This is a genomic window from Pseudomonas sp. D5(2026) (assembly GCF_057766845.1).
The window spans coordinates 3,355,026-3,369,991 of sequence record NZ_CM173421.1 but is presented as its reverse complement, the minus strand read 5'-3'; the positions used below and the strand labels follow the sequence as shown (position 1 = coordinate 3,369,991).

11 protein-coding genes are annotated in these 14,966 nt (G+C 64.1%); 5 read left to right on the top strand and 6 right to left on the bottom strand.

Annotated features, from left to right (window positions below; all coding sequences use genetic code 11):
* Nucleotides 1–5: 5 nt before the first annotated feature.
* Nucleotides 6–2,900, top strand: a complete 2,895-nt coding sequence (locus AC3B5Q_RS15600) for an HD-GYP domain-containing protein (RefSeq protein ID WP_488392661.1) — start codon at nt 6–8, stop codon at nt 2,898–2,900.
* Nucleotides 2,901–3,020: 120 nt separating this feature from the next.
* Here the strand turns inward: AC3B5Q_RS15600 and AC3B5Q_RS15595 are convergent, their stop codons facing one another.
* Entirely contained in the window at nt 3,021–4,733 is a 1,713-nt protein-coding gene (locus tag AC3B5Q_RS15595) for an FAD-dependent oxidoreductase (RefSeq protein WP_488392660.1), read from the bottom strand.
* 194 nt (nt 4,734–4,927) lie between these two features.
* Here AC3B5Q_RS15595 and AC3B5Q_RS15590 point away from each other — a divergent pair, with 194 nt between their 5' ends.
* From AC3B5Q_RS15590 to AC3B5Q_RS15580, 3 genes are all read left to right on the top strand, one after another.
* Nucleotides 4,928–5,704 (top strand): IclR family transcriptional regulator, encoded by a 777-nt coding sequence (locus AC3B5Q_RS15590; protein ID WP_021784814.1) that lies wholly within the window; start codon nt 4,928–4,930, stop codon nt 5,702–5,704.
* 138 nt (nt 5,705–5,842) lie between these two features.
* On the top strand, nt 5,843–6,895 hold the full coding sequence (locus tag AC3B5Q_RS15585; protein ID WP_103462598.1) for a Gfo/Idh/MocA family protein: 1,053 nt from the start codon (nt 5,843–5,845) through the stop codon (nt 6,893–6,895).
* Nucleotides 6,896–6,924: 29 nt separating this feature from the next.
* A complete protein-coding gene (locus AC3B5Q_RS15580) occupies nt 6,925–7,740 on the top strand; it encodes a sugar phosphate isomerase/epimerase family protein (protein ID WP_143493696.1) in 816 nt (271 codons plus the stop codon).
* Between the two features lie 148 nt (nt 7,741–7,888).
* Here the strand turns inward: AC3B5Q_RS15580 and AC3B5Q_RS15575 are convergent, their stop codons facing one another.
* From AC3B5Q_RS15575 to AC3B5Q_RS15555, 5 genes are all read right to left on the bottom strand, one after another.
* A complete protein-coding gene (locus AC3B5Q_RS15575; protein ID WP_103469077.1) occupies nt 7,889–9,214 on the bottom strand; it encodes an MFS transporter in 1,326 nt (441 codons plus the stop codon).
* Nucleotides 9,215–9,456: 242 nt separating this feature from the next.
* The gene (locus AC3B5Q_RS15570) at nt 9,457–11,145 is read right to left on the bottom strand and encodes an FAD-dependent oxidoreductase (RefSeq protein WP_021784810.1); all 1,689 of its coding nucleotides are present in this window, start codon (nt 11,143–11,145) and stop codon (nt 9,457–9,459) included.
* Between the two features lie 41 nt (nt 11,146–11,186).
* The gene (locus tag AC3B5Q_RS15565; protein WP_003250862.1) at nt 11,187–11,507 is read right to left on the bottom strand and encodes an NIPSNAP family protein; all 321 of its coding nucleotides are present in this window, start codon (nt 11,505–11,507) and stop codon (nt 11,187–11,189) included.
* Nucleotides 11,492–13,225: an FAD-dependent oxidoreductase gene (locus AC3B5Q_RS15560; RefSeq protein WP_021784809.1), complete on the bottom strand. Its 1,734-nt coding sequence runs from the start codon at nt 13,223–13,225 to the stop codon at nt 11,492–11,494. Before AC3B5Q_RS15560 ends, AC3B5Q_RS15565 begins: the two co-directional genes overlap by 16 nt.
* 4 nt (nt 13,226–13,229) lie before the next feature.
* Nucleotides 13,230–14,039 carry a shikimate dehydrogenase family protein gene (locus tag AC3B5Q_RS15555; RefSeq protein ID WP_103444572.1) on the bottom strand — a complete coding sequence of 270 codons (810 nt, stop codon included), beginning with the start codon at nt 14,037–14,039 and terminating at the stop codon, nt 13,230–13,232.
* A 156-nt stretch (nt 14,040–14,195) separates the two neighbouring features.
* Between AC3B5Q_RS15555 and AC3B5Q_RS15550 the strand changes: the two genes are divergently transcribed.
* Entirely contained in the window at nt 14,196–14,966 is a 771-nt protein-coding gene (locus tag AC3B5Q_RS15550) for an IclR family transcriptional regulator (protein WP_021784807.1), read from the top strand.

The following is a 14,966-nucleotide window of genomic DNA, read 5'->3' as shown; positions in this document are numbered from 1 at the left end:
CTGGGATGGGCTGCGTGTCGACGGGGCGTGTTGTTGGCAATACAGGACGTGGTATTTCACTGCAGTGGCTGGTGGCGCTGGCCATCGTGCTGGGCATGCTGCTGCTCGGCGCTGCCCTGGCCTGGCAGGGCTATCGCGGTATTCGCCAGACCCTCGTGGCTGCTGCTGGCGATGCCGCCCAGCAGGTTGCCAAGACCATCGATGAGCGCGCCAGGCGCCTGATCGAGCCGGCGCAAAGCAGCATCCGCCTGCTTGCCCACAACACGACGCTTCACACCCAGGCACAGCGTCTGGATCGGCTGCCACAGCTGGTGGAAATGCTGGACGCCAACCGCATGCTCAGCGCCGCCTATCTGGGTTACCCCAGCGGCGAGTTCCTGTTGGTGCGTCGCCTGCGTGACCCGCAACTGATGCAGCGTTTCGCGGCCCCACCGGGCACGGCATTTCTGGTGCAGAGCGTCAGCCATGGCGAGGGCGCCAAGGTGCAGGGCGAGTGGCGCTTTTATGATCGGGCGCTGAAGCTGTTGCAGGCCCAGGCCAAACCTGACTATCGCTACGATCCACGCCTGCGCCCCTGGTTCTCTGAAGCCACGGTACAGCCCGCTACAGTGCTGACCCGCCCTTATGTGTTCTTCACCACCCGTGAGGTCGGCTTGACCATGGCCCAACGTAGCGTCGACGGTGGGGCCGTGATCGGCCTGGACGTTTCGGTCAACGACTTGGCCAGTGAGATTCAGGACCTGCGCATGACCCCGGGTACCGAGATCGTTGTGGTCGATGACCGGGGCGATGTTGTGGCTTATCCGGACCCGCAGCGGGCAATCGTGCATGAAGGGCAAGGCGTGCGCCTGTCGCGTATCGCCGAGCTGGGCGCTCCCAGCCTGGCGCGGCTATACGCTGACATGCCGACGGGCAACCAGCCCCAGCCTTATCAGGTGGACGGCCAGACCTGGTATGGCATTCGCGTGCAGCTGACCACTCTGGCCGGGCACGACTTGCAAGTGCTGATTGCCGTACCAGGCCACGAGCTGCTGGTAGGGGCACGCAAAGTCTTGTTCGAGCAGTTGCTCTGGACCGTGGCGCTGATGGCTGTGTTGCTGGTGCTCGGCGGTGTGCTTGGCCGGCGTATTGGCCGCCCGCTGCGGCTGTTGCGCGAGCAGGTTCAAGGCTTGGCAAGCTTTGATTTCAGCCGTGAGGTGGGCGTGCACTCGCGGGTTTCCGAGGTGCGTGAACTGAGCCGCGTGTTGAGCCGAATGGCCGGTACTATTCGCCACTATCAGGCGATTACCCTTACGCTCAGCCGTGAGCGAAACCTGGAGCGCATGCTCGATGGCGTGCTGAGCCATCTGGTGGAAGCTGCCGCGGGCGACGCCGGCGTGGTGTACCTGTACGACGCCGAACAGGCTTTGCTGCGCCTGGCCGCCTCGTGCCGCGGTGAGCAATACCCAAGCGAACTGGCAGTGGATGAAGGCGCACGGCAGCACTTGGCTACAGCAGTGACCCGGGCCCTCGGCCTGCATGAGCGCAGTCAGGCCGTCGTGCTGAATGACCGTAGCCAGGCACTGTTGGGCATCCTGGTCCTGCAAATGGACGAAGAGCAGGCGCCTGAGCGGGTAGGCGAGGCATTCCGGCGCTTTGTCGAGGAGTTGTCCGGTGTGGCTGCAGTGGCTATCGAGACCCGGCAGTTGGTCGAAGCCCAGCAATGTCTGCTGGACGCCATGATCAAGCTGTTGGCAGACGCCATCGACGCCAAGAGCCCCTATACCGGTGGCCACTGCGAGCGGGTGCCTCAGCTGGCGCAGATGCTGCTGGACCAGGCAGTGGCAGCCGACAACGGCCCGTTCGCCAGCTTCAGCATGACCGAGGCAGAGCGATACGAGTTCCGTGTGGCAGCCTGGCTGCACGATTGTGGCAAGGTCACCAGCCCCGAGTACGTGGTGGACAAGGCGACCAAGCTGGAGACCCTGTACAACCGCATTCACGAAGTACGCATGCGTTTCGAAGTGCTGTGGCGCGATGCGGAGCTGGCCTACTGGCAAGGCCTGGCCAGTGGCGCCGACCAGCAGGTGCTGAAAGCCGCACTGAGCCGAAGCCAGGCCGAGCTGCAGGACGACTTCGCTTTCGTCGCCCAGGCCAACATCGGCGGCGAGTTCATGCAGGACACCGATATCCAGCGCTTGCAGGTGATCGGCAAGCGTCGCTGGTTGCGCCATTTCGATAACCGCCTGGGCATCTCCCGTGACGAGGCGGAACGCCTTGTCGGCGTGCCGCAGCCTGCACTACCGACAGAGGAGCCATTGCTGGCCGACCGCCCCGAACACTGCGTGCCCTGGGGCACCCGCACGCCGCCGGTGGTGAAGGGCGACCCGCGTAATATCTGGGGGTTCGACATGCACCTGCCAGGCCACGCCAGCAACTACGGCGAGTTGTACAACCTGTCGATCCGCCGTGGCACGCTGACTGATGAAGAACGCTTCAAGATCAACGAACACATCGTGCAGACCATCATCATGCTCAGCGCGCTGCCGCTCCCGCGCCAGCTCAAGCGGGTACCCGACATCGCCGGCAACCACCACGAAAAGATGAACGGCAGCGGCTATCCGCGCCGCTTGGGCGGGCAGGACCTGGGCGTCGCCGAGCGGGTGATGGCGATTGCCGACATCTTCGAAGCCCTGACGGCAGCAGACCGGCCTTACAAACCCCCGAAGACCCTGTCCGAATCGGTGAAGATCCTGGTGGCCATGGCCCGCGAGGGGCACGTCGATGGCCAATTGCTACAGCTGTTCCTAAGCAGCGGGGTATACCGTCAATATGCCGAGCGCTTCCTGCGCACCGAGCAGATCGACGAGGTGGATGTGGCCTACTGGCTTGAGCAGATTCAGGAGCACAGCGCAGCGTGACCTGTGAGCGGAGGGACGACAACGCTGAAAGATCAGACCGCATGGCGCTCGATTCAAGCGCCACGGCCTTTCCCTGCGTCCTCCTGACGCGTGCCGACCACCCGGATATTGTGAGTCAGCTCACTCATACCCCTGCACCCCGGCAATGTGCCGCCCGGCGACGTAGCCAAAAGTCAGCGCCGGCCCCAGGTTGATACCGCCCGACGGGTACCAGCCACCAAACACGCTGGCCATGTCGGTACCTGCTGCGTACAGACCTGCGATCGGTTGCCCGGCCTCATCCAGCACACGGGCATTGCCGTCGGTGCGCAACCCGGCAAAGGTGCCAAAGCAGCCGGGCTTTACTTTCACCGCATAAAACGGCCCGTGTTCGATGGGCGCTACGCACGGGTTAGGGCCCTTGTGCCGTGGGTCGCCCTGCTTGCGGTTGAACGGCGTGGAACCGCGGCCAAACGCCGGGTCCTGGCCGCTGCGGGCATGGGTATTGAAGTCAGTGACCGTGGCGCGCAGCCCGGACGGGTCAATGCCGCAGGCCTGGGCGAGCTGCTCGAGCGTGGCACCGCGTTTCAGGTAGCCGTTGCGCACATGCGGGCCTACCGGCAGCGGTGCCGGGCGGGCATGCCCCAGGCCATAGCGGCGCAAGAAGCGATGATCGCAAACCAGCCACGAGCACACCTCCTGACCTTGCGGCACTGCAGCGACCATGGCCGACACATAGTCGTAATAGCCATGCGCTTCGTTGACGAAACGCTTGCCGTTGGCCAGCACGCCGATAACGCCCGGTTTGCCGCGCTCGATAATGTGCGGGAAGTGGCCGACGCTGCCGTCGCGATACGGCACCTGTGAAACCGGTGCCCAGGCCACCGGTGACTTCAGGTCGGTGGCAACCACGCCGCCGGCGGACTCGCCCAGCCGCAGGCCATCACCAGAACACCCCTTGGGCGGCAGTGCCAGGTTGTCGTGGCCGCTGGCATCGCGCGGGAACAGTTGCTGGCGCCGGGCGTTGTCATTGGGGAAACCACCGGCCGCCAGCACCACGGCCTTGGCGCGGATCAGCTGCTCGCCCTGTGGCGTAGCGACCCACGCCCCGCGCACCTGGCCATCCTCGATCAGCAGGCGTTTGGCCGGTGCCGACGCTTGCAGGTGCACACCCAGGTCCTGTGCCGATTTAGCCAGGCGCGCCACCAACGCCACACCGTTGACCAGGTGCATGGCCCGACCATGGCGGGCCAGGTGGTACAGGTGGCGGCCAAAGCGCTTGCACACGTGCAGCAGGGCTTTGGGCGAGCGGGTCATGTTAAGGAAGGCGGCAAGGTCGGTACCGGCCATGATCGCCATGCCCATGAACGAGGTTTCGCGCATGGTCTTGCGCAAGCGTGGCAGCAGGGCGCCAACCTCGCGGGCATCGTAGGGCGCGGCGATCACCTGGTGGCCGCCAAGAGCTGCCCCCGGCGTATCGCCATGCATGTCCGGGATGCCGTTGCCGTCGGCAAACTGCAACGCCGTGTACTTCTCGAAAAACGCCACCATGTGCGGGCACGCCTCAAGGAAGGCATCGACGCGCTCGGCATTGTAGTTTGCCCCCAGCTCATGGCGCAGATAAGTCCGCGGTTGCTCGATGTCTTCCTCGATGCCGGCCCTGCGCGCCAGCGGGTTGCGTGGCACCCAGGCCCAGCCGCCGGACCAGGCGGTGGCACCGCCAAACACCCGTTCTTTCTCCGCCACGATCACCTTCTGCCCATGCCAGGCAGCCGTGACGGCCGCCGCCAGCCCGGCGGCGCCAGAACCTATGACCAGTACATCGCATGCGGTTTCGAGAGGAGCGGAAGACATTGCGGGTTTCCTGTGTTTTTATTGGAACAATGTTCCACATTTTTATCGGCGGCGGGTGGTCCTGCAAGGTCAGGTCGGGCATGTCAGGCAAGAACTGGGCGATCATCGGACATTCGAGGTGGCCCGAGCTGCGCTGGCTGGCGACGATGTGGAATCATCTTCTAGAATCCGCAAAAAAATCAGGGACCTGTGACATGGCTGGTAGTCAGATCGAACGCGCCTTCAGTCTTGTAGAAAGCCTTACCGGTGAACCCCAAGGGCTGCCGTTACAAACCCTGGCCGAGCGCCTGGACATTCCCAAAAGCGCTGCCCACCGCATGCTCACTGAGCTGGTGCGGCTGGGCTACGTGCGCCAGAACCGGGAAAGCAGCCGCTATCAGCTGTCGGCCAAGCTGGTAGCGCTGGGCTTTCGTTACCTCGCCAGCAGCGGTGCCGACATCATCCAGCCGATTCTTGACCGCCTGGCCCAGGACAGCGGCGAACTCGTGCGCCTTGGGGTGATCGACGGTGCCCGGCAAACCTGGATCGCCAAGTCCCAGGGGGCCCGCTCCGGGCTGCGCTACGACCCGGATATGGGGCGCGACGCGCCGCTGTTCTATACCGCCTCCGGGCATGCCTGGCTGGCCAGCCTGGACGATGAGCAGGCGCTGCAGATGGTGTTGCGCCAAGGTATTGCCGACCCCGACCAGTTCGGCCCGAACGCGCCACGCTCCACCGATGAATTGCTCGCCTACCTGCACCGCGCCCGCGAGCGTGGCTATGCCTGGGTCGAGGAGACCTCCGCCATCGGCACCTCAGCCCTGGCCGCAGTGATACGCCGCCCGCAAAGTGACGAGGTGATCGGCGTGCTGAGCATCGCCGGGCCCAGCGCGCGGCTGGCACAGAGCCGCCTTACAGCGCTGGCACCGCTATTGCTGGCGGCGGCAGAAGAGCTGTCGGCGGCCAGCCCAGCCAGCGAGCTGTTTGCCTGAGGGGATATTCCGGTCGATTACCGCACAGTCTGTTGCGCCCGTTCTTCTGAAAAGCTGAACTTGGTTCTAAATTGTCGAGTGTGAATTTTGGAACCTGGTTTCAGAACTTCATAACAACAATGACAAGAGGACAGGCTGTTGAACGCACCCCTTCGTATTGCCTTGATTGGCGCCGGCATCATGGGCCGGCAGCACTACCAGCACTTGCGCAATGTGCCGCAAGCCCAACTGTGTGCGGTAGCCGACCCCGGCCCGCAGGCCGAGGCCTTCGCCGCCGACTGCGGCGTGCCTTGCTTTGCCGACCACCGGCAAATGTTGGAGCGAGTTCGCCCCGAGGCAGTGATTGTCGCCAACCCCAACAACCTGCATGTCGCCACCGCCCTGGATTGTGTCGAGGCTGGGGTGCCGGTGCTGGTGGAAAAACCGGTGGGGGTGCACCTGGATGAAGTGCGTGCACTGGTGGAAGCTTCAAACCGCCGGGGTGTGCCGGTGCTTGTAGGTCACCATCGCCGACACAATCCGCTGATCGCCAAGGCGCACCAGGTGATCAACGAAGGCAAACTGGGCCGGTTGATCAACGTCACTGCGCTGTGGCAGCTGCAAAAGCCTGACAGCTATTTCGAAACGCCCTGGCGTCGCGAGCCAGGGGCCGGCTTCTTGCTGACCAACCTGATCCACGACCTTGACCTGTTGCGTTACCTGTGCGGCGAGGTGGTGCAGGTGCAAGCCTTCACCCGCAACGATGTACGCGGTTTTGCCAACGAAGACAGCGCCGCAGTGCTGTTGCAGTTTGCCAACGGTGCCCTGGGCAGCCTGACCGGGTCTGACGCGGTGGCTGCTCCGTGGAGCTGGGAGCTGGACAGTGGCGAAAGCCCTGTGTACCCGCGCCAGGATGGCCAGCCGTGCTATCTGCTGGCCGGTACCCAAGGAGCACTGAGCATTCCCCAGCTCAAGCGCTGGCATTACGCCGAGGCAGGCTCGGGCTGGCATACGCCCCTGTTGCAAAGCTCGGAAAGCATCCCCGCCGGCGAGGCATTGACCCTGCAATTGCAGCATTTTGTGCGGGTTGCCCGGGGTGAACAGGTGCCGCTGATCGACGCTGCTGACGGGGGGCGCACACTGGCGCTGATCGAAGCGATAAGGCAGGCAGCCCAAAGCGGTCGGGCTTGCGCGCCCGAGCACATTGGCTGATACAACCTTACTATTGCTGGTGATGATAAATGACTGATCGAATTTTTTCCCTCGCGGCCCTGACGGTGCTCGAGCTGTCTCCACCGGACATGGTCGAGGCCGCCGCCCGAGCGGGTTACAGCCATGTCGGCCTACGGCTGGTACCCGCCACCGAACAGGAGCGGCATTTCCCGCTGGTAGCCGATGCCGAACTGCGCCGGCAAACCCAGGCGCGCCTGCGCGACACGGGTATCAAGGTGCTCGACCTGGAGATCCTGCGCCTTGAACCGGCAACCTGTGTGGCCGACTTCGAAGCGATCCTGGCGGTGGGCGCCGGGTTGGGTGGCACTGAATTGCTGGTAGCGGGCAACGACCCCGACGAAGCGCGCCTGACCGAACGCTTTGCCGCATTGTGCGAGCTGGCGGTGCAATACGGCATTCACCCTCACCTGGAGTTCATGCCCTGGACCGACGTACGTGACCTGCGCCAGGCCATGCGGGTCGTGGCCAACGCCGACCGTGCCAATGGCTGCGTACTGGTAGATGCCTTCCACTTCAACCGCTCCGGCTCTTCGCTGGACGACCTGGCGCAACTGAAGCCGCAGCGCATGCGCTATGCCCAACTGTGTGACGTTGCTGGCCCGGTGCCGGCCGACATGGATGAGATCCTGCGCCAGGCGCGTAACGAGCGACGCTTCCCGGGTGATGGCGATGCCGACCTGGTTGGCCTGTTGCGCGCCTTGCCGCCGAGCGTGCCGCTGAGCCTGGAAATCCCCACGCGGCAATTGCTGGAGCAGGGCATCAGCGGCGAGCAGCGCGCGCGCATGGCGCTGGAGAAAGCCAAGGCGGTGTTGGCCGCGGTCTGATCGAGCGAACGTGGCGCATGGCACCGGCTACGCCACGTTCGCGAGTGAACCCACACCGAAGGCTGCATTGTCGTTGTCCGCTTCTCAAGAAACTCCAAGCCAAAAAAAGGGCCCGCAAGGGCCCCGTAGAGGTAAGTGGCTAGCGCTCTCAGGCGCTCTCGACCTTGCGCGGTGCCATGAAATACATCCACACCAACGCCAGGAAGTACATGGCCGGGATCATGGTAAACAGCACGGCATAGTTGTTGTTGGTAGCGGTCAGCACGCTGCCGACAATCTGCGTCATGAACATCCCGCCAATTGCCGCACACATGCTGCCGAAGCCGAATACGGTGCTCACCAGGTGCTTGGGTGTGTAGTCCATCACCAGGCTCCAGATATTCGCCGTCCACGCCTGGTGCGCGCCTACCGCGATCGAGATGGCCGCCACCGCGACCCACAGCCCACTGGCGTTGGCGGCAAAGATGACGCTGAGCATGGTGCAGGCAAAGATCAGCATGGACACCAGCCGCGCTGTCGTGGCACGCACGCCACGGCCGATCAGCCACGACGACAGGATGCCACCCCCGATGCTGCCGAAGTCTGCCGTCAGCCAGATGATGATCAACGGGATGCCCATCTGGGTCACGTTGATGCCGAGGCTGTATTGCTGGTTCAGGAACGGCGGCAGCCAGTACAGGTAGAACCAGAACACTGGCGCGGTCATCGCATAGGCCACTGCAAAAGCCCAGGTGCCACGCAGGCGCAGGATACGGCTGAACGGCACGCGGGTCGGCTCGGGCTCATCATCCTGCTGGATGTACTGCACCTCGCTCTGACGCACGCGGGGGTGGTCTTCAGGGTTGTAGTACTTCAATACCCACAGCACGACCCACACCAGGCCCAGGCTGCCCATGGCGATGAACGCAGCCTGCCAGCCCCACACAGCCAGGATCAGCGGCAACAGCGCAGGGGTGACCATGGCGCCAACATTGGTACCGGCGTTGAACAGCCCCGTTGCAATGGCCCGCTCACCCGCCGGGAACCACAGGCGCACGGTCTTGACGCAGGCTGGGTAGTTGGCGGCCTCGGTCAGGCCGAGGATGAAGCGGCAAACCATGAAACCTGCCGCCGAGGTGGCCAGGCCGTGGGCACCCGTGGCCAGGCTCCACAGCAGTACAGCGAAGAAGAAGGCCCGTTTGACCCCGACCTTGTCGATCAGTCGGCCTTGCAGCAGAAAGCCGATGGCATAGCCGACCTGGAACCAGAAATTGATGTTGGCGTAGTCCATCGCCGTCCAGCTCATTTCCTTGGCCAGCACGGGCTGCATGATGCCGAGGGCGGCGCGGTCGATGTAGTTCAGGGTGGTGGCGAAGAACACCAGGGCGAGCATGCCCCAACGGGTCTTGCCGACGCCGAAGGCGCCGCGGAGCTTGTCGCCGATCGAGCCCTGGGACATCCGGGGCGCGGCGGGGGGGATCTTGGAGTGGTTCATAGACTGCTCGTTTCTTGAAATTGTATTCAGCTGCGGTGCTACGGGTGCGTGATCGTTTCCCAGGCAGGGGGGGCACGCAAGGCCGGTGCATGGTGAGCAGTGAAGACGGCAGCGTCAATTCGAGAGACGGGCTACTGTTCGGTTATCGAACGGTTGCGTTGGCCGGCGGGCGCGGCAGGTATTCACGTCACTGAAGGGTAGAAGGCTTTGGCCTTGGTTGCCTGATGCGCGCAAAACCGACATCAATGATGTGCACAGCCCCCGCTCAACGCTCTACCGGCCAGATACCCGAAGGTCATCCCTGGCCCAAGGGTAATGCCGCCGCTCGGGTAGTACCCACCCATCACGCTGTGCATGTCGTTACCCACTGCAAACAACCCGGGTATCGGCTGCCCTTCGTGGTCCAGTACGCGGGCTGAGGCGTCTGTGTCCAGGCCGGCGAAGGTGCCAAGGCTGCCTGGCAGCAGTTTCACCGCATGGAACGGCCCCTTCAGCAACGGCCGAAGCGACGGGTTAGGTGCCTGCTGCGGGTCGCCTTGGGCCCGGTTGTAGGCCGATGCGCCACGTAGAAAGGTTGGGTCTTCACCTTGTGCCGCATGATGGTTGAAGCCCTCCACCGTGCGCTGCAACTGCTCGGCGTCGATCCCGCAGCGCTGCGCCAGTTGCGCCAGGGTAGCGCCGCTGTGCAAATAGCCACTGCGCTGATAGAAGCGGGTAGGGAAGGGAAAGGGCTTGGCCCAACCCATGCCATAGCGTCGTTGCGCAGCATGGTCGCAGATCAGCCAGGCCTCCGGCTGCTCAGCCTGCGGCGTGGCGGCGAAAAGCGCGTTCATGAAGTCGTGGTAGCAATCGGCTTCGTTGACGAAGCGCCGACCATCGCGGCGCACGGCGATGAAACCGGGCTTCGCGCGGTCGATCAGGTGTGGAAAATGGCCGAAATGGCCATTGCCGCGCGGTACCTGCGATACCGGCGCCCAGGCGCCCCCGTGGGCGCCTGCCGCAGACACCTGGCCACCCGCCTGTTCGCCCAGGCGCAAACCGTCACCGCTATTCTCCCTGGGCGCAGCGGAGTAATGCTGGTCACCGTCCGGCGCGTGCGGCATCAGTTGCGAGATACGCTGGCGATCATGTGGGAAACCACCGCACGCCAGCACCACACCACGCCGTGCGTAGATCGTTTGGCCGTCGGCAAACAGCGCGCCGTTGACCCGTTCTTCGCACAACAACAGTCGGCTGGCCGCTTTCTCGGTCAGCAATGTCACGCCACGATCAAGGGCGCTGCGCAGCAGGCGCGCTACCAGCGCGTTGCCATTGACCAGATGTAGGCCGCGACGGTGCAGCAGCAGGTCTCGGCCATGGCGCAACAGGCGCTTGCCAACATGCAGCGCTGCCTTTGGCGAGCGTGTGGTGTTGAAGAAGGCAGCCATGTCGGCACCTCCGGCAATGCCCATGCCGGCCAGGCTGACGATGTCCAGCGGCGGGCGCAACTTGTGCAGCCAAGGCCCTAGCCGTCGCCCGTCGTAAGGTAATGCACACAGCGAGCGACCGCCGCGTGCACTGCCATCGCCTTCACGCATGTCGGGCATACGGCTACCGCACTGGAACTGCACGGCAGTGTGTTGCTGGAAGAACGCCACCATTTCCGGACCATGGCGCAGGAAGGCGCGTTGACGCGGGTCCAACTCGCGGGTGTGGGTTTGCGCACGCAAATAGCGCTCCGGGGCATCGTCGGCTTCGACGATGCCTTCGGCGATGGCCAGAGGGTTGCGCGGTATCCACAACCAGCCCCCCGACCAGGCGCTGGTGCCGCCCAGCTGGCTGGCTTTTTCCGCGACGACCACTGTCAGGCCATGATGCGCGGCGGTTACGGCGGCAGCCAGGCCTGAGGCGCCGGAGCCGATGACGAGTACGTCACATTCAAGGGGGGGCATGGAAGGGGTCCGCTCGGCTGTTGGAAGAGGTGGTGTGTGGCTTACTGCAGCGGTGAGAAACCGGTCGGGCGCAGCAGCCGCGATTGCAGGCGCAGTACCGCGCCCAGCTCGCGGTTGCGTCGCGAGAATTCCGCCCAGCGCGAGTCTGCCGCCATGGCTGCGCGGCGCGCCATGCGGTCGTCGAGGCTGGCATAGCCCCAGATGTGCACCACTTGGTTGACGTCGCCGAACTCGCTGGTGAAAAAGCCCACCAGGTTGCCCAGGTGTTCGCTCTGCACCTCGAGTGCGTGGCTTTGGTACAGGGCCAGCCAGTCGGCCATTTTCAAGGGGTCGAGGGTGTAGGTTCTCAGTTCGTAGTACATGCCGGGTTCTCCGTATGGGTAGCCGGCGCCTGCAGGCGCGCGGTGATGTGGTTGGCAGCAAGCCAGCCGAAGGTGAGGGCAGGGCCCAGGGTGATGCCGGGGCCGGGGTAGGTGCCCTTCATCAGTGAGTTCATGTCGTTGCCGACCGCATACAGCCCGGGAATGGGCAAACCGCTGCGGTTCAGCACGTTGGCATCGGCGTTGGTCACCAGACCACGGGCTGAACCGAGGTCGCCGGTGTGAATGCGGATGGCATAGAACGGCCCCTTGGTCAGGGGGGCCAAGCATGGGTTGGGCGCATGTTGCGGGTCGCCCATGTAGCGGTTGTAACTGTTGCCGCCTTTGCCAAATGCGCGGTCGATGCCATTGCCGGCATCGCTGTTGAACTGTGCAAGTGTTTGCGCAAACACCTGTGGATCGACGCCGATGGCCAGGGCCAGTGCCTGCGATGTGGTGGCCCGATACAGGTAGCCTGCGTCGATCAACGCCTGGTTGTTGACGGGCTTGGGCCGCGCCAGGCCAAGCCCGTACCGGTTCATTGCCTCGGCATCGCAGACCAGCCAGCAGCTGGCAATGCCGTTGGCGAACATGGTGTGCACGAAGTGGTGGTAGGAGTCGGACTCGTTGACGAAGCGCCGCCCGGCTTGGTCTACCGCAATTACGCCCGGCTTGGCGCGGTCGGTGACCAGGTGCGGGAAGCGCTCACGTTCACCATCGGCATGACGTAGTTCGGAAACCGGTGCCCAGAAGAAGTTGGCCGCCAGGCTCTCGCCCTCGGCTGCTGCCACGGCCTGGGCAAGGCGCAGGGCGGCTCCGTCGTTTGCCGGTGGTGACATGGTCAGGTGCGGCGCCTTTTGAGCAGGGCGGTAGCTGGCGGCCATTGCGCCTGCTGCGAATCCGCCCATGGCGCACACCACGCCACCACGGGCCATTACCCGCTCACGGCGGCCCTCGCGCTGTACGACCACGCCCGTGATCACGCCGTGCTCGGCGATCAGCTCCACGGCCTCGCTGCGTAACCACAACTGCGTGCCGTGGGCGAAGGCGCTGGTGGCCAGGCGGGCGATCAATGCGTTGCCAGTGGTAAGCCGGGTGCCGCGTGGGTGCTGCAGGCGGTCGCGCGCGTAACGCGCCATCAGCTTCAGGCAATGCCACAGCGACCTGGGTGAGCGGCGAATGCTGAGGAAATGCTGGATATCCACCCGGTTGACCATCATGCCGCCGAACAGCAGCATGCCGGGCGGTGGCATCTGCAGGTCCTTGAAGCGTGTGCCCAGGTGTTTGCCGTCGTATTCGACCATTTCCAGCGCCCGACCGAACTGAGTGGCGCCGGGTGCATCCGGGTAATAGTCGGGTGAGAGTGGGCGCAGGGCATAACGCAGTTCGGTGTTCTGCTCCAGCCAGCGCAGCGCTTGGTGACCATGCTCGATGAAGGCATCGCCCAAGGCGGGGTCGTAGCCGTCGCCGATGACCTGCTTGAGGTAGGTGCGCATTGCCTCGGGAGAATCCTTGGCGCCGGCGTCACGGGCCTGGTCGGTGCCATACAGCCACACCGCGCCGCCAGAAATCGCCGAGGTGCCGCCAAAGCGTTCGGCCTTTTCCACCACCAGCACCTTTAGCCCCCGGCGGGATGCTGTGGCGGCAGCGGCGAAACCACCGGCACCGCTGCCCAGCACAACCAGGTCGAAGCTGTTGCGTGTGTGCTCCAGAGTCGTCATAGCCTCAGATCTCCGACGGCGTGACGCCCATGAAGGCGCCAAGATGGCCCAGTTGGGCGAAGGCCATTTCAGGGCCAGTCTGGACCTTGCAACCTACTTGCCGCCCGCGGTTCAGCAGCGGGGTTATCTCGGGTGAGGTGACCACGTCGGCGACCAGGGTGTCTGGCAGCAGGGTGGCCAGCAGGGCGGCGGACAACGGTAGCTCTGCGCGGGTACCCATGCCGACCGGGGACGCGTTGGCCACCAGGTCGAAGTCTTCCAGCCCACTGAACTGTGTGCTGACCGTGAGCCCGGGGAAGCCGTTGCCGAGCAGTTCGCATACAGCACCCATGCGTGCTGTGGTGGGGTCGCTGAGGGTAATGCTGGCGATCCCTGCCTCAGCCAGTGCATAGGCAATGGCACTGCCAACACCGCCGCAACCGATCACCAGTGCCCGTTTGCCCGCCGGTTTGAAGCCATGCTTGTGCGCAGCGCCGAGGAAGCCGGCGCCGTCCACGTTGTCGCCCAGCAGGCGTCCGTCGCGCTCGCGGCGTATCACATTGACCGAACCCAGGGCAGCTGCGCGCTCGCTCAGGCCGTCCACGCGGTTGGCCAGCGCCTGCTTGTAAGGCACGGTGACCACGCAACCGCGTAGGTTCTGCCAGCCTCGCAGGGTATCCGCAAAGCTGTCCAGCGCCGCCTCGTGCAGGTCGATGGGCAGCATGGCGAGGTTGCAGTTGTTATGGTTGAACCAGGTGTTGAAATTTTCCGGGGACTTCACCTGGGCGATGGGCGAACCGACGATGGCGACCAGTTCAGTGGACCCTCGAATCATGCTGACCTCCTTATTGGCGTTGTTATGGAGGTAAGGGTGAGGCAGAGGGGCGCGGGCAACAATGCGTCAATCGGCCACTTAATGCGATAATCACAGTCATGATCCGGTTATCGCAGTAATCGGCTGTTTTTGTTCCTCTGGTAGCGAGTCGAATGCATGAACACACCTGTCATCCATCCCCGTGACCTGATCGCGGGCTTGCAGAAAGGCCTGGCGCTGATGCAACTGTTCAGCGCCGAGCAGCCGCGCCTGAGTGTGCCGCAGGCGGCCAGGTTATCTGGCCTTACGCCCAGTGCGGTGCGGCGGTTTCTGCTGACCTTGGTGCATGAAGGCTTTGCCGAAACTGACAGCCGTGAGTACTGGCTGACCCCCAAGGCCTTGCGTATCGGCCAGGCTTATGTGGACTCGGCGCAACTGCCGCGCATGCTGCGGCCGATTGTTGAACAGGTGGCGCGCCAGACCCAGGAGCACGTATCGGTGGGTACCCGCGATGGCGATGAGATCATCCATCTGGTGCGTAGCCGGTATAGCCATGTGGCGTCTTTGTCGATCAGGCCGGGCTCCCGGGTACCCATGTATTGCACGGCCAGCGGGCGGGTCTGGCTGGCCTGGCTGGATGAGGGGGAGCGAGACGAATACTTTGCCCGTCACCCGCTGCGGGCGTTGACGCCTTACACATTGACAGACCGGGCGCAGCTGGACGCTGAGCTGTTGCGCGTGAAGGGGCAGGGGTTCTGTATCGTTGATCAGGAGTATGAAATCGGTATGCGGGTGCTGGGGGTGCCATTGCTGGGACGGGCCGGTCAGTTGAAAGCCACGCTGACCATCACGACTCATGCTTCGCGGTTGAGTATTGATGAGATACGGTTGCGGTATTTGCCGACCCTTTACGAGGCACAGGCGTTGCTTCGGCCAGTGCTGGATTGA

Bases quoted from the DNA above. Each gene is read 5' to 3' on its own strand.
- AC3B5Q_RS15600 (WP_488392661.1), top strand. From the start codon at position 6: ATGGGCTGCGTGTCGACGGGGCGTGTTGTTGGCAATACAGGACGTGGT.
- AC3B5Q_RS15595 (WP_488392660.1), bottom strand. From the start codon at position 4,733: ATGTCTTCCGCTCCTCTCGAAACCGCATGCGATGTACTGGTCATAGGT.
- AC3B5Q_RS15590 (WP_021784814.1), top strand. From the start codon at position 4,928: ATGGCTGGTAGTCAGATCGAACGCGCCTTCAGTCTTGTAGAAAGCCTT.
- AC3B5Q_RS15580 (WP_143493696.1), top strand. From the start codon at position 6,925: ATGACTGATCGAATTTTTTCCCTCGCGGCCCTGACGGTGCTCGAGCTG.
- AC3B5Q_RS15575 (WP_103469077.1), bottom strand. From the start codon at position 9,214: ATGAACCACTCCAAGATCCCCCCCGCCGCGCCCCGGATGTCCCAGGGC.
- AC3B5Q_RS15570 (WP_021784810.1), bottom strand. From the start codon at position 11,145: ATGCCCCCCCTTGAATGTGACGTACTCGTCATCGGCTCCGGCGCCTCA.
- AC3B5Q_RS15565 (WP_003250862.1), bottom strand. From the start codon at position 11,507: ATGTACTACGAACTGAGAACCTACACCCTCGACCCCTTGAAAATGGCC.
- AC3B5Q_RS15560 (WP_021784809.1), bottom strand. From the start codon at position 13,225: ATGACGACTCTGGAGCACACACGCAACAGCTTCGACCTGGTTGTGCTG.
- AC3B5Q_RS15555 (WP_103444572.1), bottom strand. From the start codon at position 14,039: ATGATTCGAGGGTCCACTGAACTGGTCGCCATCGTCGGTTCGCCCATC.
- AC3B5Q_RS15550 (WP_021784807.1), top strand. From the start codon at position 14,196: ATGAACACACCTGTCATCCATCCCCGTGACCTGATCGCGGGCTTGCAG.